Below are 20403 nucleotides of genomic sequence, written 5' to 3'. Positions count from 1 at the left end.
CTGCAAATGTTTCATAATTATTTCACATTGGAAAGGAGCGTTGCTAATATAAGTCCTGTTTCCAGGGCCATATCTTCAAAATCTGCTAGTGGCAGCGGATTTTTGCCAATCCCAAGCTCCACAGTAAATCCAGGTTTGCGGAAGGTCTGAATAAACCAATCCTTATATCCGGCATCACTTCCCGTCAGCTCCACTGCCCGGTAACTGCTCGCAACTGCCAGCTGCGCGGCTAATTCGCGGCTCTCGGGAGGCTCATACCCGCGGTAGTTCCAATAAATCTCTCCTCCTTGGCTATGCAGAGACACTGCAGCTTCGCCAGGCGCTTCCTCAGCCAGGGCTGCCAGAGCAGCTGCTTCAGGCTCACTCAGCGGCTCAGGGCCGCTGTAATCCCGCGGTGAGGGCTGCCTTACTCCCCGACGTTCCCGCTCCTCTTCCCAATGAGCGGGAAATTGATCCCCAAGATCCACACCGCGGATGTTAGCTTTCCAATGCCGGAAGCTGCTTCGTCCACCATTCCATCTCATGAGGTCATCATAAAACGGATGGTCAGGCAAAACCCCTTCCTGAACCAGCTCCACACCATCTGGATTAGCCATAGGCACGACCCATAATGTCCAGTTTTGGAACCAAACCTCAGGGTTATGTCCATTCCATTCCAAGCCTTCAGCATAAGCTGCTGCATACTCCTCTATGAAGGACATCAAGCATGGTGAAGTCAGCCATTCATTGGCATGCAAAGCGGCGTTAACATGCAGATGACGAGGGCCGTTCCCGATCTTGAGTACATGGAGTGGCTTGCCGAGTACGCTCGTGCCTATTGTGGCTGCTTGTATAAACGGGTATTGGACAAGCAAGCCGTCAATGTCACTCTCAACATCAGCCGGACCGTACTCCCCGCGCAGAAACACCACGCGGTCTGGAATCGGGGGTGGAATGACAAGTATTTTTCCAGGTGTACAGCAGCGCCCTGAGGTCACCCCAGGATTAAGCTTCTCCAAATCCTCTAAATTCACATTAAATAATGAGGTTATCCGTTCTGGAGTGTCCCCTTCCTGCACAGCATACCTTTTACGCGGCGAAGATGGCAGAAATAAAACCTGGCCTGGGTATAAATAAGACTGCCTCCCAACCCATGGATTACCTTGAATAACATGCTCAGGAGTTAATCCATGTAGAGCGGCAATTCGGCTTACGGTATCTCCCCTGTTTGCAATATATTGTCGCATTAGGTCTCATCCTCTCGGCCTTAAATTGCTGATACAGCAATACAAAAACAGCGGCATACAGCACTTAACTCTATTGTATGCAAGCGCCACTACCCTGCATGAAGGAGAAATGAATCACAAGAAAAAACAACGTCATCGCCCTTTATAGATGGCAACCATTTCTCATGAAAATAAGGATATTACAGATCCGCAGCGTATAAATGCTTATATTTCAAAAAACAGACTGGGAAATGTGCTTTCCCAGTCTGTTTTTCTTTTTACACTCCCATGGAGTTTGTCCCTATTCAATTCAACATTGCTCCTGCTTATAACGTGGATACTTGCCACACTACTGGAGTACGTCTAATTTGTTCTCCAAGCCAGTCTCGCGCGATGCTTTGAAACATCTCAGCATCACCGCTGCAGAAGAACTGATGAATTGGACTTTCATCGCCGATGGACAGCTTGCCTTTGTCATATAAAATTGTGCTGATCTCACGAGCGGTCTCATCTGCAGAACTGATCAGCTTGACTCCTGATCCCATAGTCTCACCAATGGGTTCTACAAGAAATGGATAATGAGTGCATCCTAAAATTAAAGTATCGATGTTAGTGTCTTTAATGCCTTCGAGTGCCTCTTCTACGATATCGTAACTTTTCTCTGAGCGGAACTTGCCTTGCTCGACAAGTGGGACAAGCGCTGGACAGGCTTGACTTACAACCTCAACAAAAGGGGACAACTGCTTTAATGCGTTAGTATAAGCTCCGCTGTTGATGGTTCCTACCGTACCGATCACGCCGACATGTCCGCTTTTGGTTGCGCTAATTGCTGCGCGGGCTCCGGGATGAATCACCCCAATTACAGGGATGGAGACCTTGGCTGAGATATAATCGAGTGCCGCAGCTGTTGCGGTATTACAAGCGATAACGATCATTTTAGGATTAAACTGGATCAAATAATCTACAATTTGTTCAGTAAACAGTTGTACTTCCTCGGTCGAACGGGGTCCGTACGGAGCTCGGGCAGTATCTCCGAAATAAATGATCTTCTCCCGCGGGAGTTGCCTCATCACTTCTTTGACAACTGTTAACCCTCCCACACCTGAGTCTAATATTGCTATAGCTTGCTGCACGAACACACCGCTTCCTTCTACTTGTTTTGTGTAGCTTATGTAAGGTGAAAACAAAATGTACCTGGCTTTCAGCCCCAATTGCAGATATTACTCCTTTTGCCCTCTTAGTTCAAGACTAGTCTTCTTCCATCATTTAACAAGCGGGTGCAAACTAATTAAAAAAGCCACCCTCCGCCCAATGCGAAAAAGCGGCTCTATTATAAGAGAATGAGTACTCTTTTACCACTGAAACAGAGGATTTAAACCACGGTCCCATTATAGAATTTCTTTATCAACCTTGTCATCTTGAACGACTTCTTCCAGGCTAACTTCTTTGCTTACATCTTCACTTATAGTGGCCTCAACCAACTCAGTTTCCATTTCCAAAGTGGCAGCAGCCTCTTCAGCAGCTTCTACAGCGTCAACTGCTTCTACAGCATCTTCTGTAGCAATACCGCTTACAGTTACTGTGATTTTTTCTTCTTCATCAACAGCATTCGCACATGATTTGCTCCATTCCCGAACTTCATGCACTACATGCCCAATCGAATCTTTTGCTTTGTCATAAATCTCAATGCTCTTGTCTCCGGCTTGAACGGCAATTTCTTGAACCTTCTCAATACCAGCGGCAGTTCCTTCCGCAATATCCTTGCGCAGCTCTTTACCTGGTTTAGGTGCGAACAGCAATGCTGTCACCGATCCAACCACACTGCCGACTAAAGCGCCCCATAATAAGCCTTTGGTGTCCTTTTTCATCGTTTCATCTCTCCTTATAAATTCATTGCTCCCCGCTCTACCGGGCTAATGCCTATATCTGCTATATCATAAGCAGCAGGGGATTGTCTTGTGACTAATTATTATAACTTTTCAGAAGTTTTGTCTGTAACATTTTTGGGTACGATAGCGTAGCGGCAGCAATGTCCGCCCTCTGCCATACATTCATTACGTGTTACCTTAGCATCCAGCAGTTCTTCGAAAAGACTATGCTCACATTGGCAAGCCTTACGATACTGGGTAGCCACTTGGCGAATCGGGCAATTGTACTCCTTTATGACATATGAGCCATCCTCTTCGCGGTTCCATTCTGCCATATATCCACCGGCATTTTGGATGGAAGATAATTCGGCGACGCGTTCTTCCAAATTCCGCCGTTCCATCATCGGAGCATACTGAGCGAGCATTCGGCGGCGGCGTCCTTCAAATAATGTATTAACAGCATCCAGTCCACTGCCGTAATCCAATTCACGCAGAAGCTCCAAAGCCAAGTTGTGATAACTTTTTGGGAAATATTCTTCGGCTCTCTCCGTTAATGAGTACATATGTAAAGGCCGCCCCATCGCTTGCCGGACCACTTTTGTCTTTGCAAGCCCTTCTTGCTCCAGCTGAAGCACATGACGACGGACACCCATCTCTGTAATTCCCAATTCTTCTGCCAGCGCGCCGATGGTCAGTGTTCCTTTCGTCTTCAGGAGCGTCATAATCATTTGTCTTGTCGATCCGTTTTCCTGCCCCATCTTCATCATAAAGGAACCCCTCTCTTTCACGGCTATCGCCTATTCTATGTAATTCTATCCTATGCTATTATAGCGGTACGCTGGCTCCAAGCTCCTGGTCCAAATATTTCCGTACCTCAACGGCAAACTGCTCAAGTACTTCCGAAAGAATGGGGGTAAGTGGATGCAGATCACCTCTCTCCCAAGCATAATAATCCTGAACGAGTGGCTTACGCAGAGCAACTAATTCTATCAATCTCTCATAAATCACACTTTGACCTAGCACTTTCTCTTCATGAATAATAGAAATTATATCCTCATAACTTCCAGCATCACGCATAATAAACCCGTCAATGAGACAGCTACCAACGTCTGTTACAACCTCTATTGCCAGATGGAGGCAGCGTTCCTGTATTAGTCCGGTTAATGTTGTACCATCCCAGGAAGCTGCTACAGTCCGAAGACCAGCGGTAATATCAGGGATTTGAGCAAGAATGGTTTCGATTTGATTGCGGTTGACATAATACACAGCAATACCCCCATGTCTATAATTGTTAGAGAACCGTCCTAATCTCTACTTACCGCGTTTGCCACGGCGTTTCAGCCAGAAGAACATTACGAAACATGCTCCGAGAAAAACGACTAAATAAGTTAACGCTTCCATTGGATACTCAAGCTCACGCATTCCTGTCACCGCTTCCGGTATAAAATGATGATACTATATTCAAGCAGCAGCTTAAATTTCGTAATCTACAGCAATCGAGAGCTCTTTGACTTCATTAATGTGAGCAATAACTTCTTTATGCGCCGGATGAACCTGATACGCCTGTAAATCCTCTAGAGAAGCCACTTCTGTGACTAGAGCAATATCAAAGGAACGATCGGAATGAATGATGTCAGCACCCACCTCGATGGAGAGAAGCTGCGGGATCTTGCCTTCCATATTACGCAGTACTGCTACCGTTGCCGCTACGCTTTCTTCGGACCGATCTTTTAATTTGAAAAACACAATATGTTTGATCATTCTATATCGCTCCCTAATGTAATATTGTAATTAGATATTAAAAATATATCATAAGCGTAGCTGTTCTGAAAGAAACTTAAACGGTGTTGTCAGAAATAGCAGCATTAACCATTGCCGATATACCAGAAAGTGTTGTAGTATATTTTTAAAAAATCGGAGGAATTATGCCTAATAACCAACAAGAAACTCATAATATCCAGGCGTGGTCTCTGATCAATCGCAAATACCTTGGACAAGGCGTTCGAGTCAAAAGATTTCGCCGTCCAAAGCGCAGCCAGATTAGAAACCGTGTGCTGCTTGCTGTATTGATGGCTAAGGATATCAAGCTGTCACGACTCGCAGAAGAGCTTGGTATATCCTCACGCAGTGTAAGCGCTTGGGTATACGAAGGTCGTATCCCTTCCAACAATAACATTGACAAGACCTGCCGCCTATTGGGGTACCCACCCCACATTCTGTTCAATGAAGCATTGATTCGTCAAAGCCCCATTGTATGTCAGCCTACACCTTCACGTTTTATGAAAAGAAGTATTACCAGTTCACCGCGCAGCAATGTTATCCTGACCGGACTTTGTATGGTTTACGATTTCTCAGTAACGGATGTAAGTATCTGGATAGGCGTCCATCCTGGAACATTTCGAAAATGGCTCCACAACAGCCATCTGCCGACCCCTGCTCTGCAGGAAAAAGCCGAAGCTTTCTTTCGGATTCCACGCCATATTCTATTTGCAGACTGCGGAACGCTCTAATACAATCCTCTCACAAAACACGTCTAACACAGCCCTTCTTCAAGAAATCATGAGAAGGGTTATTTGCCATACCTTTTTTTCTTAAAAAGAGGTCATACTACTGTGTGTAAATATATTGTCTAGTACTAAAGAACGGGTCAGGAGGCGCAAGATGAAACTTAACGGAATTCTGTCAAAGGGCTATACCGATACTTGGAAAGTGGCCCCTGGTGTCATTGGACTTCGCACTATGTTTGTAAATGTCGCATTAATTGGCCAGCCCTCTTCGGATTGGGTTCTTGTAGATACTGGTCTTAGCTCATATACAGGCAATATTATTGATTTTGCTACGGAGCATTATGATAAACCTCCGGTGGCAATTATCCTGACGCATGGGCATTTTGACCATATTGGGGGTGTAAAAAGGCTTGTTGAGGAATGGAATGTGCCTGTATATGCTCATCCTCTAGAACTACCTTTTCTGACAGGTAAAGAAGACTACCCTCCAGCCGATCCGGCCGTAGGCGGCGGGCTTATGAGCATGATTTCCCCTTTATTTTCACATCATGGCATTGACCTTGGTTCAGCCGTTCATGCCTTGCCGGAAGACAGGACTGTCCCTGGTGCGAAGGGCTGGGAATGGATCCATACCCCTGGACATAGTCCCGGACATATCTCCCTGTTCAGGCCTGAGGATAGAGTTCTGATCGCAGGTGATACGTTCCTTACGGTCAAACAGGAATCTGTATTTGCAGTGGCTACGCAGCATCAGGTGGTGCATGGCCCACCCTCTTATTTCACGACAGACTGGGAAGCTGCTGAGAAATCGGTCCGTACCCTTGCCTTGCTGAATCCACATCTTGTTCTTTCGGGACATGGAGTACCCATGGAAGGTGAGGAGCTGTCTACTCAGCTTGCTCATTTGTGCAAAAATTTCAAAGAAATGGCGCTACCGGGTCAAGGTAAATTTGTGTAAAAAAGGTACTCCTGATCAGCGCACAGAGGTCTAGGGAAAAAGTCCCTATAATTCATTTGATATAGCCGATTCTACGGATATTCAACGAAATTATAGGGAGTTCCTCCCTAAATTACTTGCTTAGTGCAGATTTACGTGCGACGATATATCTCAGTATGTATTGATGTTTTTTTCCAAGCGGCCCACATAAAGTCTCCACACATGAGCCGGTCGTAATTATTTTCGTACCTGCAAAATGTTGTCTTAAATCTTCTTCACTAAAAAAATGGGCGTATTTTCCCTCTTTGTATTCGTAGGTTCCCGGTTCCAAAAGTGTTCCACAGCCGTTGTTCGCATCCTCATCGGAAAAACTGGTAAAATAGAGCAAGCCATCCGGCCGCAGCTGTTCCAGACAATTAGCTACGAGCCTGCGGCGATCCTCTTCGAGAAATAAATGCAATACGTCATAGCAGTAGACAGCATCAACCTGTACTTCAGAAATAGGATCTAATACAGAACCTGAGATAAAATGGCTCTTGGGATCCCATTCTGCCGCCATCTTTAACGCGTCCTCGCTCAACTCAATGCCTAAGGTCTTAAACTCATCTGAGAACACCTTCGTATTTCTTCCGTATCCCGCACCCGGGACTAAAACTGATTTCACGTTATGTTGCCGGAATATATCCCTTGCTGCCTGAGCTGTAGGACTAGGTTCACTCCCCCAGATCATTCCTTCCTGAGCAAATCTTCGACTCCAGTATTCGGACATAGATTAGACCTTCTTTTTAAATTTATTCGCTAATTTCATCGCAAGGAACTGAGGGATCAGGTTTAGCATACTAAAAAATATAAACGATCCTGTAGGTCCAAGTGGTTTGAAAAACGTCCCGTCCCAACCGCCTTCCCCTGACAAGTTGCTAATAAAATAATAAGAGACAAATGCAGAAGCGATATTCCCAATGACTATAGCAATTATATTATTAGACCATTTTCCCAAAAAAGCTATTAGTAATGTTATGACGATCATCATTAAATAACCAACCATTGAACCATTATTGAAATCTTTATCCATCGCGAAATATACAAATGGAAAACAGTACACAATAATGATCAGGAGATTCAATCCTAATTTTCTCACCGCATCCCCTCCTCAGCTAGTTTTTCACTCTATACCAATACTGATAGATCTCCTTAAAACCCAGCTTGTCATACAAGGCTGAAGCCCCCGTATTCGCTTGCACAACTTGCAGAAAGGAAGTTGTTGCTCCCTTTGCTCTCCCCCAATTAAGCAACGCTAGCAGCAGCTGTTCCGCCATTCCCTTTCTACGATGAGCAGGGGAAGTGACAATATCATACAGACCCAAGTACCCGTTCTGAATCACACCAAGACCGCAGGTGACAGGAACACCATGATTAAACAACAGGACATAACCCTGCTGCAAATGTGATGCAGACAACATTCTAGTTAAGGTTTCCCGGTTCTTATCAGACAAGCCGGTAAGCTCACTGAAGGTGTGCAGCCACTCTTCAGTCAAGCTCTCCTGTATCTGAACCGTATAACGCAGATCGGGGCTCGCTAAGTCCCCCAGATCAAGAAGCCTTACAGATGAAGGCTCGGCAATTGTATAGCCACGCTCTGCAAGAATCTCATCAAGCTTTGGCGGCTGGATGTAGGGGGTTATTTTGAACACGGACTGTAGTCCAGCATGCTCATAATAACGCTCCGCAAGCTTGATTTGTTCTGTGAGTTCAACCTGAGAGCTGTCAGCCCCGTATAATGGATTGACCGAATTGGCCCTTTTTGTATAACCAGCTGCCGAACGTAGAATCCAGCCCTGCAGGAGAACGCTTTGCTCCGCCGGCCAAGTATTAAGTGTGATTTCTTCTATGAATTTATACAGCTTAATCCGCTCCTTTTGAAGCACGTTTGTTACGCATCGCAGGCAGTAATTTCACAGCTCCCTCCCCTTGGGAGGTGAAATAGTCATATTCGGGAGACTCTTTGCCATAGAGAGCTATTTTCCCCTCACCGTTATAATGAACACCCCAACCAAAACGCTTCGGCAACAGTGAAGCCCTTAGACAAGGATGATTTTTGGAAAATAGTTCGTTCCATATTTCTTCCTTACGGGCCAAACGTTCTTCCTGTGGAATTTGTTTATGGCGCACATGAACCTCGTACAGAAGTTCTTCATGATTGTATTTGTAGGGCTCATTGATTAACAGTTCATATTGAATCACATGTGCAGGCGGGAGCGTTCGGCAAGACATCGGAGGAACTCCTATTTCCTCAGGACAGTCCTCTGCTACACGAATAAAAGTATCGGTATAGCTCATTTGCATCCCCTCCATCTTAAATAGAAATATATTCCTTCTATGATAAATCATTTTCCTATTCTAAGCATAGCCGAATTTTCTAAAGCCCATGATGGATGAACAGCAAAAACGGCCAATCCTCTAAACTACGGAGGATTAGCCGTTCTCATTTACCAACTCGACTTGGTAATGCCCGGAATCTGACCTTTATGCGCCAATTCGCGGAATACAATTCGGGAAACATTAAATTTCCGCAAATAGCCTCGAGGTCTGCCAGACACTTGGCATCTATTTTTTTGACGAGTTGCGGAGGAATCACGTGGCAGCTTTTGCAAAGCCATATAGTCCCCCTGTTCCTTTAGTTCTTTTCTTTTAACAGCGTATTTGGCGACTAGTGCTTGTCTCTTCAATTCTTTCACAACTTTAGATTTCTTGGCCATGTTCGTTCTCCTTCCATCCTTTAAATCTACTCGTTCAATGCACTCTTCAAGGCTTCCAGGTTCTGACGCATGATTCCTAAATAATCCAGGTTTTGACTGCGATCTTCCTCTGTTAATCCTTCAATTGGGTTTAGAACGGCTGCTTTGGCACCAATCTCTTTTGCTATTGTGTCTGCCACACTGGAGGATACAAGTGTCTCGAAGAAAATCGTCTTCACTTTATGCTCTTTCGCAAACTCCACAATCTTACTCATATTTGCGGCAGAAGGCTCCTGCTCCGGAGATAGTCCGGCAATCGGGACCTGAGTTAATCCATACTGCTTGGCAAGGTATCCGAAAGCCGCATGCTGAGTAATAAAATCCTTGCGTTTAGTATCCTTAAGACCGTCCTTAAATTCTTGATCCAGTTGCTCCAGCTTAGCTACATAAGCATCTGCATTTGTCTTAAAATCCTCGGCATGTTCAGGTGCGGCAGCAGCTAAAGCTGCTTCAATGTTACGCACTTCTTGAATGGCTAATGTAGGATTGAGCCACACATGCGGATCTAATCCACCGTGATCATGCGAATGCTCTTCATGAGCATGTTCTCCTTCTTCATGAGCATGCTCCTCTTCTTCATGAGCATGCTCTCCTTCTTCATGGTGGTGGTCAGCCTCTTCCTCTTCCGTGCCTTCTATGATGTCCAGACCCTTGCTCGCTTCTACAGTAATTAACGGAGTGCCAGATACACTTTCCAGCACCTGATCTACCCAGCCTTCCATTCCTGCGCCATTATAGATCAGCATATCCGCATCTGAGATTTCTGCCATATCTTTTGCTGTCGGTTCCCAATCATGGGGTTCGATTCCTGCTGGTATGAGTGCTTCCACGTCCGCCAGATCTCCTGCCACATTTTTGGTAAACTCGTAAATAGGATAGAAACTGACTTTAATATTTAATTTAGATGACTCCGGAAGGACAGTAGCTTCTGCGGCTCCAGAAGCATTCGTAGTAGTAGAAGAATTAACAGCATTATTACCGCAACCGGCGGCAATAAGTAACGCGGACAGGGACAAAATGGCTAAATGATGGATTCTAAATTTCATTGAGAGGTGTAACTCCTTTACTGGAAATAGTTTTATGAATTCGCCGACGATTTCTTAGTCGGATCAGCTTCTGTACCAAAATTGCGATTAATAAGAACGATAGCAGTATAAGAGCAATCGTCCCACCAGGCGGTGTATTGATGTAATACGAGGCACTTAGGCCACTAAAAACGCCGAGTAATCCTACGCCGATTGAGATCAATATAGCTGTCGTAAAACCAGACGCTATACGCAAAGCAATCGAAGCTGGCAAAACAATAAGCGCTGAGACTAACAGCACTCCAACAACTGGCATCGCAGCAGCGACTGTCATTCCAGTTAGTACAGCAAACGAAAATGATAACCAGCCCACATGAACTCCACTGATACTAGCGGTCTCTTCATCAAAGGTCAGATTATATAAGGATCTGCGTAACACAATAAAATAGATCAGACCGATTACAGCAACCACAGCGATAATCTTTAGTTGAGTGTCGCTGACCGCAACGATGGAACCAAACAGATAGGAACTGAAGCTTTTACTTAAATTCTGCTTTAAGCTCATAAGTACAACTGCCAATGCTAATCCAGAGGTCATAATAATCGCTACCGGAAGCTCGCTATATGTACGATAAGAACGTCGAAGCTGTTCGATGACAATACCACCGAGAATCGCTACCATGAAGCCACTTAGTGCCGGATTAAGCTGTAGTATTGAGCCTAGTGCTACTCCTGCAAGCGAAACATGAGATAGGGTATCCGCCATTAGGACCTGACGGCGAAGCATGAGATATATCCCGAGTAGCGGACCGATAATGCCAATTAATCCACCGGCCCAAAATGCACGTTGCATGAATTCGTAACTAAACATTGCCAACCCTCATTCTCCTTTCGTTCCAGGCTGATCAACGTATCCAGATAGGAGCTGGTCTCTTCCAGGCCATGCGTCACCATGATTACGGTCCGGCCGTGTTCACTGACATCATGGCGCATCAGCTTATAGAACCCAATACGACTGTCCAGATCCATCCCCGTAGTAGGTTCATCGAGAACCAATATCTGCGGCTGTTGTGCCAATGCTCGAGCGATGCAAATCCGCTGCTTCTGGCCGCCTGACAGTTCTCCTATCTTCCGGTCTCGCAAATGCCACATCTCCACCTGCTTTAAACTTCGCTCAACGATCTCGTCCTGCTCAGGTGTAAAGCGTCTAAATAATCCAAGCCTTGGATAACAACCCGAGCGAACCAGTTCGATCACCTTACTTGGGAACCCTGCGTTAAAAGAAGCTACCTGCTGTGGAACGTAGGCGATAACCATCTTTCCGTTATCTGATAACTCTTTATTCAACTGAACCGTTCCACTCCATGGACGAAGCAGGCCGAGCATTAGCTTCAGCAGGGTAGTTTTAGCAGCACCATTGGGTCCCGTTATACCAATAAACTGTCCGGTATGAATATCTAATGAGATATCATCAAGAACAGGTTCATCCCCATACCCGAACACTACATTCCGCATGGATGATAGGATCATCATGCCTCGCCTCCCTTCTGACTGATATTATGTCCAACCCGGATTAAATCGTAAGTTTTACGATTTAACAAATTTGATAATATCGTAATCATTACGATTTGTAAACCCAAAACTGAAAATTAATCGTAATAATAACTATTAGTCCTTTTTCGAATACAACAAAAATCCGGAATCCCACCTTCTGGATTCCGGATTTCCACCGTTAATTTACTAAGTATCTATTCCTCAGCAGCCGCAAGGAGTTCTTCAACAGGCCACGGAAGTGGATTGTTGAACTTTGTCCAATCCTGCTTCAGCTCCTCCGCTGTCAGCAGACATCTGTCCAATCTGGCTTCGAGTTGTGCCTGATCTATATTTACACCGATAAATACGATTTCATTTATTCTATCGCCCCACTGCTCGTCCCATTTTGCCCGCAGCTCAGGTTCGCTTTCCAGCACCTCCAGCTGCTGATCCTTAGGCATTGTAGCCAACCAGTAACCAGCAGGTCCGAACTGAATGGAAGGTCCTGCCTGACTTACAGTAGCTGCAAGATCACCTTTTGCCGCTACCCATGCCACCCCTTTTGCCCGAACGACCTCTTCCGGCCAGTTGCTAAAGAAAAAACTTAATCTTTGCGGGTGGAACGGTGTTCTCCGGCGATAGACGAAAGAAGAAATCCCGTATTCCTCCGTCTCAGGGGTATGGGTCTCTTTATTCAGCTCCGCGATCCAACCAGAGGATAAGCTTGTTTTCTCAAAATCAAACAATCCGGTATTTAGAATTTCCTTTGGATCTACTACGCCGTTAATTGTACGGATCAGCTTAGCAGACGGCTGAAGCTTACGCAGCACAGCTTCAAGCTTATTGAGTTCATCTTCTTTCAACAGATCGCACTTATTAAGCAGCAAGACATCACAAGTTTCGATCTGATCAATAAGCAGATCCACAATATCGCGGAAATCCCCTTCTCCAGCCGTTTGGTTGCGGTCCATCAGACTATCACCTGAGGAGAAGTCATGCCAGAAACGCCCAGCATCCACAACAGTCACCATCGTGTCTAATTGAGCAAGCGAAGTCAGATCAATATCCAACTCGGGATTGGCATAGGTAAAGGTCTGTGCTACTGGTACTGGTTCGCTAATGCCTGAGGATTCAATCAGGATGTAATCAAATCGCCCTTCCGCAGCCAGTTTTTGTACTTCGACAATCAAATCATCACGAAGTGTACAACAGATGCAACCATTGGACATCTCAACCAATTTCTCTTCAGTCCTGGAAAGCGTATTTCCGGACTTCACCAGATTCGCATCCACATTCACTTCACTCATGTCATTTACAATAACAGCTACTTTAAGACCGTCACGGTTGTGCAGAATATGATTCAACAATGTTGTTTTCCCAGAGCCCAAATATCCACTGAGCACGGTAACAGGGAGCTTTTTCAACTATACCACTCCTATCGTTTATAAAATCAAGATTAAAAACATCCGCCCTTAACGGGTTTCGCGATGTAAGGTTACTCTCTTTAGGCGTGGACAATATTTTTTCATTTCCATACGCCCTGGATGATTTCGTTTATTCTTGGTAGTGGTATAGTTGCGATCTCCTGTCTCCGTACATGCCAGAGTTATGATTACTCTCATCGTTTCCATCTCCTTTTGATTAAATCGTAATAATTACGATTAACACATCGTACACGGTTTATTCACAATCTGTCAACTATGATCTTGTAAAAATTTCAACTCTCTTAATTTTGTGGTCTTTCTGGTGGACAAATTACGTATAGATGGAATTATAAAAAATATGATTCTTGTAATTCCTAGAGAATCAGGCAGGAGTGGAGATCATGAAGATACCAGTAATTATTTTGAGCGGGTTTCTGGGGAGCGGGAAGACAACTCTGCTGTTGTCCCTGCTGAAAGAGAGCAAGGTAAGAGGGCTGAATCCAGGAGTAGTAATGAATGAACTGGGCAAACGAGATGTGGACGGGTATATTTTGCAGGAGCATACCGGTACAGCTGTAACTAAACTGCTGGACGGATGCGTATGTTGTAGCCGTAAAGAGGATTTGGCAGATAGCCTGATGGTGCTGCTGAGAGGACGTCCAGATGCCATTTATATGGAGTTGACCGGCGTCGCCGATCCTGAAGAAATCGCCAAAACGTTGCAGGAAACTCCTCTACAGGATCTGGTGGAGCTGCACTATACCATCACTCTGTTAGATGCGGAAAATGCTCTGGAATATAACAGCAGACTCTCCTCTGACAAACAGCTCGTTCGGACCCTGCGTAAGCAGCTCTCCACAGCTGATCTTATTGTCGTTAATAAAAGTGATCTCGTAGAACCGGAAACCTTATGGCGAATTGAAAAGGGAGTTCGCAAACAAAATACGGAGGCTGAAATTGTGTACACCCATTACAGTGAAATCAACCTGTCTCCGATATTGTCAGGAATTATCCCACGTAAAATCATAGCTCCGGCTCCGCAGCGAGCGCCTCAAACCTTCAAAGGAGCATCACTGAAACAAATGCATTCAGAGCATGGGGGAACCGCTGTAAAAGAGCTGCATGAGGAGCAGCATGCTTCTTTCTCGCAGGTAACAGCCATCACGTTAACCATTCCGCAGGTAAGGACAACTATGCCTTCTAAAGAACGCCTAGAGGCCTTCTTCCAAGAATGGGGTGACAACCTATTACGTGCCAAGGGGCATATTCTTTTGTCCGAACAGGAGCCGGTTCAGCTTGTTCAATATGCGGGGATGCGTACTACCTGGGAAGCCTCTCGTTATCCTGGTATGCCTTATGTAGTGTTCATCGGGATGAATATAGATGAAGAACAGCTGGCAGATCGGTGGTCCGCCTTATTCGAGTTTTGACTACCTTTTCACCATTAAAAATACTGCCGTTGCTCCTCCCGATCTCGTTCCTGATTATCATTGGTTTTTTATGGCTGCCGTATCATCTGGAACTGTTGGATAATGCGTACATCGACACCTTCAAAACCGCTTTTATCGGTATATTGCTGGAAGCCTTGCCGTTTGTATTAGCAGGAGCATTGTTATCTTCACTGCTTCGCGTCTTTATCCCGGATGAAATGATTTCCCGGTGGATTCCGCGGCGACCTCTTCCGGCCATTCTGTTCGCATGTCTGCTCGGAATTATTTTCCCGGTCTGCGAATGTGGAATGATCCCGCTCGTCCGCCGGCTTATCCATAAAGGTATGCCTGTTTACGTGGCTATCGTCTTTATTTTGTCCGGACCGATCCTAAATCCTGTCGTCTATGGGGCGACCATGACAGCATTTCGCAGCCACTCGGAGCTGGCCTATGCCCGTATGGGTCTGGCGTTTGTTGTAGCCTGTCTCATAGGCTTGATAATCTACGCAACGGTCAAAAAATCTCCCATCCGCCTAAATGTTCAGCGTGAAACGGGGGAAGCTCATCACAAAAATTCTCGCGGGGGAAAAATAGCCGCTGTCTTCGTCCATACCTCAGATGAGTTTTTTGAGATGGGGAAATATTTAATTATCGGCTGCTTGTTAACCGCTGGTATTCAGACATTTATGGTTCAAGACAGTCTGGCCGCGATCGGAGCTAAGCCGCTGGGGTCATATTTCTTCATGATGGGACTGGCATTTGTGCTCTCGCTCTGCTCCACCTCAGATGCCTTTGTAGCTTCCACCTTCGTACATTCTTTTCCATCTGGGGCTCTGCTCGCTTTTATGGTATTCGGACCCATGCTGGATTTCAAAAATTCATTGATGTTGCTCTCACTGTTTAAGACCAAATTCGCTCTTTATTTGTTCTTTCTGATCTTCGCAAGCGTGTTTGTTGGGGCGGTATTCATGTCCTTGTGGCTGTAATTCATAGAGGTGGTAAGCTGTTGCTTACAACATGGGTAGGAGGATAGAGCATGAATGACTCTCGTAGCATCCGGTTTCACTATTTGTTAAGGGCGGTCATTCTGCTCGTTTTCGCCCTCTATATCGGGCATCTGGTACAGCAGGACGCTTTGCATTATTATGTAGCTCCTAAACTGGCACGCTGGGTTCAATTATGCCCAATCCCGCTGACACTTATGGCGCTCAGTCTGACCATACAGGCTTTATTTGGCAAAGGTAGTGTTCTCTGTGACTGCGAGCATCGGCTCCCACATTCTTTTTTCAAAAGTACAGCGCTATATGGATTATTCCTTTTTCCATTGCTGCTCGGATTTCTTCTTCCTGATCGCGCATTGGGAAGTATGGCTGCTGCTAAAAAAGGAATCTCCCTATCCTCCTTGCCCACTGAAGCTAAAAATTCCGCGAGATTCGAGTCCATTGATCCTTACCATGAAGAGCTTACCGAGCTGGCCAAGATCCTTTATGCACAACCTGTGGTCCCAGTTTATTCGGCGATTTTCTCCGAAACTTTAGGTGCGCTTGAGCTGTACAAACAACAATTTGCAGGCAAAGAAATTACTATTACCGGCTTTTTATATCGTGATCAAGGTGAACATTCAGAGAATTCTTTTGCCATAGGTAGATTTCTGGTCCAATGCTGTACTGCCGATGCTACACCTTTTGGGATATTAGTGGATTCCGGCAAGCTAAAAAGCCTGCCTACCGATACCTGGATAGAGGTCCGGGGCAAGCTTCAAGTTGTTCCCTATAAAGGTCAAGAAATTATGCAAATTAGTGCAGAGTCTATTACACCTATCAAACAACCCGTAACACCTTACATCTACACCAGTCCTGACTCTATCACCGCATGGAAGGAGCTAGAAGGCTCAACTAAGATTACTAAATAATCGTATCTAGCTCATCCTCATCATTCTCAGACTTATTAGGATTAAATACTTCTACCATAATACGAGCTGGAATACAGATAATTTGCTGTTTGGGTCTTGAGATGAACCCCATTTCCAAAGCAATTCTTAAGGGAGCATCAGAATAGGTCATTTGGATTCCATAATCAAACACCTTTAGCGTATTGTGACCGAATTTCGTTTGAATATCTATAATTTGTTCTTCTTTAGTCAAAGAAACGGTTTTGTACTCTTTACCGTCCACCGTAATTATAGCTTTCAAATCCCCTTGCTGATACTGCTCATTGCTGCTGTCCCACCACTTCATGCCATAAATCAAGCCCGCAGCTAACAAGGCTATCACAATAATTAAAATATCCCCGCGCTTCATTGTTAACAAGGTTAGAATCCTTTCATGACAAATAATATACGTAATGATTACGATTAATATCAATATATTAATCATAATCCTATTTGTCAATGATGCTCACCTAAACGAATTTGGGCAGACCATTCTCTTAATACCCGGTCGAGCTCTTTTATCGAGATGGGTTTAGAAATGAAATCCTGCATTCCAGCACTAAGACACATCATCTTATCTTCATCTCTGGCAAAAGCTGTAGCCGCAATGATAATTGGAGTCAGCCCAAGCTTCTCACGTATGATTCCCGTTGCTTCTATTCCATCCATAATAGGCATTTGAATATCCATAAATACCAGATCATAATGATTGGAAAGCACAGCCCGAACCGCTTCCTCACCATTTAAAGCGATGTCAGGAACATATCCCCTCTTTTTCAGATACGCCTGCATAAGCTGCTGATTCACAGGATGATCTTCAGCAATAAGAATGGACATCGGTCCATACTCACCGGTAGTTAACTCTTTAATAGCAGATTTATCATTTCTGACCACATCTGTTGAGGCGTTGACGGTCACTTTCTGATCCCATTCCTCTTTGGGTAGAGAGACCTCCACTGTAAAATAAAACTCCGAGCCTTCATCCTCACAGCTATTGACACCGATAGATCCGCCAAGAAGCTCGGCCAGCTTTTTACTAATGGCAAGTCCAAGCCCTGTTCCGCCATATTTACGATTGATCGACGGATGCAATTGCGAGAAGGATTGAAATAATAGACCTTGGCTGGAAACTGGAATCCCCAACCCAGTATCTTTTACGACAAATTTCACGATAAGATTTCCGGATGCCTCTGAGGCTTCTAGCATAACAGAGATACTGATTTCACCTGTCTCCGTAAATTTCACTGCGTTCCCAACCAGATTTACGAGAATTTGACGCAATCTCGCCCCATCAGTCATGATGACGGCTGGAAGCTCAGGAGATAACTCGCTAGTAAGTAAAAGCCCTTTTTCCTTAACCTTCGGATAAAACAGTTCACAAACGTTCTGTATCACTTCATGCAAATCCACCATTTGTAGTTCAAGCGTCATCATGCCTGCTTCAATTTTGCTGAAATCCAGCACTTCATTCAGAATATGAAGCAATGCCTCTCCGCTTTTGTTAATGATCTGCGTGTAGTAGCTTTGCTCTTCATCCAGCTCCGTCCCCGATAAAAGATCAGCCATCCCAATAATACCGTTCATAGGCGTACGCAGCTCATGGCTCATGATCGCTAGGAACTCCGATTTTGCCCGGTCCGCTTCCTCGGCAGACTCCTTCGCCCGCACAATCTCCTTCTCCTCCGTGATATCACGAAAGACGACAACCGCCCCAATCCGTTCATCACCATCAAACAGTGGGGTCATTCGATATCTGACTAAAAAGCTTGAACCATCCTGCCTCCAAAACACACCCTCCCTATCTTCAATAGTGAGATTATTGGAGCGCGAAGGAAGCAGCGTCTTCTGAATTCCTGTAAAAGACTCGTTATCCAGCCAGGTTTGGTGAATCGCATGAAATTTGCTGTTTCCCCACTCAGTAGGATCGAAACCCAACATAGTAATGGCTGCTGGATTAATGAACATCGTGTTGCCTTCAAGGTTCATCCCAAATATGCCCTCAGAGACCGAATTCAAGATCAGCGCATACTCGTTACTTAATTTCTGTATTTCTTCAAAATGACGCGTACGTTCCCCAATGTCGCGGGTTACACAGACAAGCTCCTGATTCCCGCAGGTCTCAGAGTAAATATACCGCAGTGTCGTTTCTGTCCAAATACAGGTTCCGTCTTTGCAAATAAACCGGAGAATAACAGGCTCAAGCTTCTTCCCCTCCATACAATTGCTGAGATATGAAGTTAATTTGATTCTGTCCTCCGGATGTATGTAATCAATCCCTCTAGTTCCGCACATTTCTTCTGGTGCATAGCCAAACATAGTCTGGCAGATGGGTGAGGCATACAGATAGGTAAAGCTCCCGTCCGCTGCATTACGTGAAATGAAGTCCATAGAATTTTCTGAGATCAGACGATAGTTCTGCTCACTTTCCCGCAGTTGTTCTTCCATTCGTTGACGTTCGGTGACATCCTGGGCTATCCCGCTGATCTGCAGCAGTCTTCCTTCTTCATCCGTAATCACTTCCCAGTGCGCATCCAGAAATTTCAGCTCTCCATCCGCACTATGAATACGGACCGTTACTTCGCCATTAGTCCCATTCTCCATGGATTGATGTACTAACCGTTCAAGTCTGATGAAATCGTCAGGATCAATGCAAGCAAAAACACGTCTGTAATCAAAATAAGAATGATTGCTCTCATCTTCCAAAAAGCCAAAAATATTACGCATCTCTCTGGAAACCGTCAGCCGTGATTTTGTCATGTCCCATTCCCAGGATCCCATCTTCGCAAGGTGTTGCGCTTTAGCCAGCATATCCTCGTATTTCTTGCGCTGAGTAATATCGCGACCAATGGTTAATATCTGTTTAACGTTCCCCTGCTCATCACGTACCACTTGGGAAGAACTCTCGATCCACAAATAATGTCCATCTTTATGACGGGCTCTACGAGTAAATACGTCCGTATCGGAATATATCTTACCTTGTTCAATCATCTCTAGAGCATCATCTACGTGATAATACTCGGGTCTTTTGGTACCTATCATTTCTTGTGCAGAATAACCTAATAGCAGCTCCACTGAGGGAGATACGTAGTGCAGTGTCCCGTCAGGATCGCCAAAAGAAATCATATCCGGTGTATTTTGCGTAATCAAATTATATAACTGCTCATCTTCATGAATCTTTTGTTCAGCAAGTTTTCGGTCAGTGATATCCGTTAACTCAGAAATCAGGACATAGGGTTCACTGGAGTTCTCCTGATAGATTAAAAATATATGTTGGGCTACCCAGATGATATCGCCATCCTTACGCAAGAACCGCCGTTCTTTCTCCAATGCAGTCCCAGGCTCAGCTAGCAAATCGTTCAGGATAACGGAATGATCGTTATTAGTTTTATCTTCCGGATACACAAGATCCAGATAATTTATATTCAAAAGATCTTCTTCTGCATAACCAAACATTTGGCATAGCGCAAGATTCGATTGTAATAACGTCCCGTCCTTCGGAGAGACTACCGCAATCCCGATAGAAGACCGTAAGTATAGCTGTTTAAAAAGAAAATCAGACACCTGTAAGCCTCCTCTTTTGAAAATGGGGGACTATATTAACAAACTTGTAATAATTTCAGTATACCTTTTTTTCGGTAAATAAGCTTGATAGTTGAGTCCTAAATGATAGACTGGTAACTTTCGCAGTAAAACTCCGCAAAAATAAACAGCAAGTCTCCCTCTGAAAAGGAAACTTGCCGTGTGTGCAT

23 protein-coding genes are annotated in these 20403 nt (G+C 44.9%); 5 read left to right on the top strand and 18 right to left on the bottom strand.

Features of this window, described 5'->3' with window-relative positions:
• Positions 1 to 17: 17 nt before the first annotated feature.
• The 6 genes from NSQ55_RS09975 to NSQ55_RS09950 form a co-directional block, all read right to left on the bottom strand.
• A complete protein-coding gene (locus NSQ55_RS09975; RefSeq protein WP_076305914.1) occupies positions 18 to 1226 on the bottom strand; it encodes a M14 family metallopeptidase in 1209 nt (402 codons plus the stop codon).
• Between the two features lie 305 nt (positions 1227 to 1531).
• The gene (gene racE, locus NSQ55_RS09970) at positions 1532 to 2338 is read right to left on the bottom strand and encodes a glutamate racemase (protein WP_036689641.1); all 807 of its coding nucleotides are present in this window, start codon (positions 2336 to 2338) and stop codon (positions 1532 to 1534) included.
• A 255-nt stretch (positions 2339 to 2593) separates the two neighbouring features.
• Complete coding sequence (locus NSQ55_RS09965) at positions 2594 to 3073, bottom strand: YtxH domain-containing protein (RefSeq protein WP_339172923.1); 480 nt, start codon at positions 3071 to 3073, stop codon at positions 2594 to 2596.
• A 101-nt stretch (positions 3074 to 3174) separates the two neighbouring features.
• Positions 3175 to 3840, bottom strand: a complete 666-nt coding sequence (locus NSQ55_RS09960; protein ID WP_076184345.1) for a metalloregulator ArsR/SmtB family transcription factor — start codon at positions 3838 to 3840, stop codon at positions 3175 to 3177.
• 58 nt (positions 3841 to 3898) lie between these two features.
• Positions 3899 to 4339 (bottom strand): HepT-like ribonuclease domain-containing protein, encoded by a 441-nt coding sequence (locus NSQ55_RS09955; RefSeq protein ID WP_076125085.1) that lies wholly within the window; start codon positions 4337 to 4339, stop codon positions 3899 to 3901.
• A gap of 207 nt (positions 4340 to 4546) precedes the next feature.
• Positions 4547 to 4834 (bottom strand): Dabb family protein, encoded by a 288-nt coding sequence (locus NSQ55_RS09950; RefSeq protein ID WP_036689213.1) that lies wholly within the window; start codon positions 4832 to 4834, stop codon positions 4547 to 4549.
• 164 nt (positions 4835 to 4998) lie between these two features.
• Between NSQ55_RS09950 and NSQ55_RS09945 the strand changes: the two genes are divergently transcribed.
• Both NSQ55_RS09945 and NSQ55_RS09940 read left to right on the top strand, forming a co-directional pair.
• Positions 4999 to 5583, top strand: coding sequence for a helix-turn-helix transcriptional regulator (locus NSQ55_RS09945; protein ID WP_036679391.1), 585 nt, complete (start codon positions 4999 to 5001; stop codon positions 5581 to 5583).
• Between the two features lie 151 nt (positions 5584 to 5734).
• Positions 5735 to 6538, top strand: coding sequence for an MBL fold metallo-hydrolase (locus tag NSQ55_RS09940; protein ID WP_339172918.1), 804 nt, complete (start codon positions 5735 to 5737; stop codon positions 6536 to 6538).
• Between the two features lie 112 nt (positions 6539 to 6650).
• Here NSQ55_RS09940 and NSQ55_RS09935 read toward each other — a convergent pair whose 3' ends face one another.
• The 10 genes from NSQ55_RS09935 to rpmG all read right to left on the bottom strand — a co-directional run bounded on the left by NSQ55_RS09935 (position 6651) and on the right by rpmG (position 13492).
• Positions 6651 to 7286 (bottom strand): class I SAM-dependent methyltransferase, encoded by a 636-nt coding sequence (locus tag NSQ55_RS09935; protein ID WP_076125081.1) that lies wholly within the window; start codon positions 7284 to 7286, stop codon positions 6651 to 6653.
• 3 nt (positions 7287 to 7289) lie between these two features.
• Positions 7290 to 7655 carry a hypothetical protein gene (locus NSQ55_RS09930; protein ID WP_339172916.1) on the bottom strand — a complete coding sequence of 122 codons (366 nt, stop codon included), beginning with the start codon at positions 7653 to 7655 and terminating at the stop codon, positions 7290 to 7292.
• Between the two features lie 16 nt (positions 7656 to 7671).
• Positions 7672 to 8442, bottom strand: coding sequence for a GNAT family N-acetyltransferase (locus NSQ55_RS09925; RefSeq protein WP_081390515.1), 771 nt, complete (start codon positions 8440 to 8442; stop codon positions 7672 to 7674).
• On the bottom strand, positions 8420 to 8854 hold the full coding sequence (locus NSQ55_RS09920) for a DUF6157 family protein (protein ID WP_081383129.1): 435 nt from the start codon (positions 8852 to 8854) through the stop codon (positions 8420 to 8422). Before NSQ55_RS09920 ends, NSQ55_RS09925 begins: the two co-directional genes overlap by 23 nt.
• Positions 8855 to 9003: 149 nt before the next feature.
• The gene (rpsN, locus tag NSQ55_RS09915; protein WP_038569786.1) at positions 9004 to 9273 is read right to left on the bottom strand and encodes a 30S ribosomal protein S14; all 270 of its coding nucleotides are present in this window, start codon (positions 9271 to 9273) and stop codon (positions 9004 to 9006) included.
• Positions 9274 to 9299: 26 nt separating this feature from the next.
• On the bottom strand, positions 9300 to 10358 hold the full coding sequence (locus tag NSQ55_RS09910; RefSeq protein ID WP_339172911.1) for a metal ABC transporter substrate-binding protein: 1059 nt from the start codon (positions 10356 to 10358) through the stop codon (positions 9300 to 9302).
• Positions 10348 to 11214: a metal ABC transporter permease gene (locus NSQ55_RS09905; RefSeq protein ID WP_339172908.1), complete on the bottom strand. Its 867-nt coding sequence runs from the start codon at positions 11212 to 11214 to the stop codon at positions 10348 to 10350. The genes NSQ55_RS09910 and NSQ55_RS09905 overlap by 11 nt, the downstream gene beginning before the upstream one ends.
• Positions 11160 to 11867, bottom strand: coding sequence for a metal ABC transporter ATP-binding protein (locus tag NSQ55_RS09900; protein WP_339174472.1), 708 nt, complete (start codon positions 11865 to 11867; stop codon positions 11160 to 11162). The genes NSQ55_RS09905 and NSQ55_RS09900 overlap by 55 nt, the downstream gene beginning before the upstream one ends.
• Before the next feature lie 218 nt (positions 11868 to 12085).
• The gene (locus tag NSQ55_RS09895) at positions 12086 to 13294 is read right to left on the bottom strand and encodes a GTP-binding protein (protein ID WP_076125069.1); all 1209 of its coding nucleotides are present in this window, start codon (positions 13292 to 13294) and stop codon (positions 12086 to 12088) included.
• A gap of 48 nt (positions 13295 to 13342) precedes the next feature.
• Complete coding sequence (gene rpmG / locus NSQ55_RS09890; RefSeq protein WP_076098468.1) at positions 13343 to 13492, bottom strand: 50S ribosomal protein L33; 150 nt, start codon at positions 13490 to 13492, stop codon at positions 13343 to 13345.
• Positions 13493 to 13695: 203 nt separating this feature from the next.
• Here rpmG and NSQ55_RS09885 point away from each other — a divergent pair, with 203 nt between their 5' ends.
• Genes NSQ55_RS09885 through NSQ55_RS09875 form a run of 3 tightly spaced genes read left to right on the top strand, consistent with a single transcriptional unit; the run spans position 13696 to position 16636 of the window.
• Positions 13696 to 14724, top strand: coding sequence for a GTP-binding protein (locus NSQ55_RS09885; protein WP_036679372.1), 1029 nt, complete (start codon positions 13696 to 13698; stop codon positions 14722 to 14724).
• Positions 14721 to 15710 carry a permease gene (locus NSQ55_RS09880; RefSeq protein WP_339174469.1) on the top strand — a complete coding sequence of 330 codons (990 nt, stop codon included), beginning with the start codon at positions 14721 to 14723 and terminating at the stop codon, positions 15708 to 15710. Before NSQ55_RS09885 ends, NSQ55_RS09880 begins: the two co-directional genes overlap by 4 nt.
• A gap of 50 nt (positions 15711 to 15760) precedes the next feature.
• Entirely contained in the window at positions 15761 to 16636 is an 876-nt protein-coding gene (locus NSQ55_RS09875; protein ID WP_339172903.1) for a TIGR03943 family protein, read from the top strand.
• Here NSQ55_RS09875 and NSQ55_RS09870 read toward each other — a convergent pair.
• Together NSQ55_RS09870 and NSQ55_RS09865 are read right to left on the bottom strand one after the other, a co-directional pair.
• Entirely contained in the window at positions 16629 to 17114 is a 486-nt protein-coding gene (locus NSQ55_RS09870; RefSeq protein ID WP_339172900.1) for a NusG domain II-containing protein, read from the bottom strand. The genes NSQ55_RS09875 and NSQ55_RS09870 overlap by 8 nt on opposite strands.
• Complete coding sequence (locus NSQ55_RS09865) at positions 17111 to 20215, bottom strand: PAS domain S-box protein (protein ID WP_339172897.1); 3105 nt, start codon at positions 20213 to 20215, stop codon at positions 17111 to 17113. The genes NSQ55_RS09870 and NSQ55_RS09865 overlap by 4 nt, the downstream gene beginning before the upstream one ends.
• Between the last annotated feature and the right edge of the window lie 188 nt (positions 20216 to 20403).

Source organism: Paenibacillus sp. FSL H7-0943, from assembly GCF_037963265.1.
GTDB classification, from domain to species: domain Bacteria; phylum Bacillota; class Bacilli; order Paenibacillales; family Paenibacillaceae; genus Paenibacillus_AQ; species Paenibacillus_AQ odorifer.
The sequence above is the reverse complement of the archived record's forward strand: the minus strand, read 5'-3'. Positions and strand labels throughout refer to the sequence as shown.

What these genes read in the sequence shown, in the direction of transcription:
- NSQ55_RS09950 (WP_036689213.1), bottom strand. Translation starts at nt 4,834, where the DNA reads ATGATCAAACATATTGTGTTTTTCAAATTAAAAGATCGGTCCGAAGAA.
- NSQ55_RS09935 (WP_076125081.1), bottom strand. Translation starts at nt 7,286, where the DNA reads ATGTCCGAATACTGGAGTCGAAGATTTGCTCAGGAAGGAATGATCTGG.
- NSQ55_RS09875 (WP_339172903.1), top strand. Translation starts at nt 15,761, where the DNA reads ATGAATGACTCTCGTAGCATCCGGTTTCACTATTTGTTAAGGGCGGTC.
- NSQ55_RS09920 (WP_081383129.1), bottom strand. Translation starts at nt 8,854, where the DNA reads ATGAGCTATACCGATACTTTTATTCGTGTAGCAGAGGACTGTCCTGAG.
- NSQ55_RS09945 (WP_036679391.1), top strand. Translation starts at nt 4,999, where the DNA reads ATGCCTAATAACCAACAAGAAACTCATAATATCCAGGCGTGGTCTCTG.
- rpsN (WP_038569786.1), bottom strand. Translation starts at nt 9,273, where the DNA reads ATGGCCAAGAAATCTAAAGTTGTGAAAGAATTGAAGAGACAAGCACTA.
- NSQ55_RS09965 (WP_339172923.1), bottom strand. Translation starts at nt 3,073, where the DNA reads ATGAAAAAGGACACCAAAGGCTTATTATGGGGCGCTTTAGTCGGCAGT.
- NSQ55_RS09975 (WP_076305914.1), bottom strand. Translation starts at nt 1,226, where the DNA reads ATGCGACAATATATTGCAAACAGGGGAGATACCGTAAGCCGAATTGCC.
- NSQ55_RS09900 (WP_339174472.1), bottom strand. Translation starts at nt 11,867, where the DNA reads ATGATCCTATCATCCATGCGGAATGTAGTGTTCGGGTATGGGGATGAA.
- NSQ55_RS09910 (WP_339172911.1), bottom strand. Translation starts at nt 10,358, where the DNA reads ATGAAATTTAGAATCCATCATTTAGCCATTTTGTCCCTGTCCGCGTTA.
- rpmG (WP_076098468.1), bottom strand. Translation starts at nt 13,492, where the DNA reads ATGAGAGTAATCATAACTCTGGCATGTACGGAGACAGGAGATCGCAAC.
- NSQ55_RS09940 (WP_339172918.1), top strand. Translation starts at nt 5,735, where the DNA reads ATGAAACTTAACGGAATTCTGTCAAAGGGCTATACCGATACTTGGAAA.
- NSQ55_RS09885 (WP_036679372.1), top strand. Translation starts at nt 13,696, where the DNA reads ATGAAGATACCAGTAATTATTTTGAGCGGGTTTCTGGGGAGCGGGAAG.
- NSQ55_RS09960 (WP_076184345.1), bottom strand. Translation starts at nt 3,840, where the DNA reads ATGATGAAGATGGGGCAGGAAAACGGATCGACAAGACAAATGATTATG.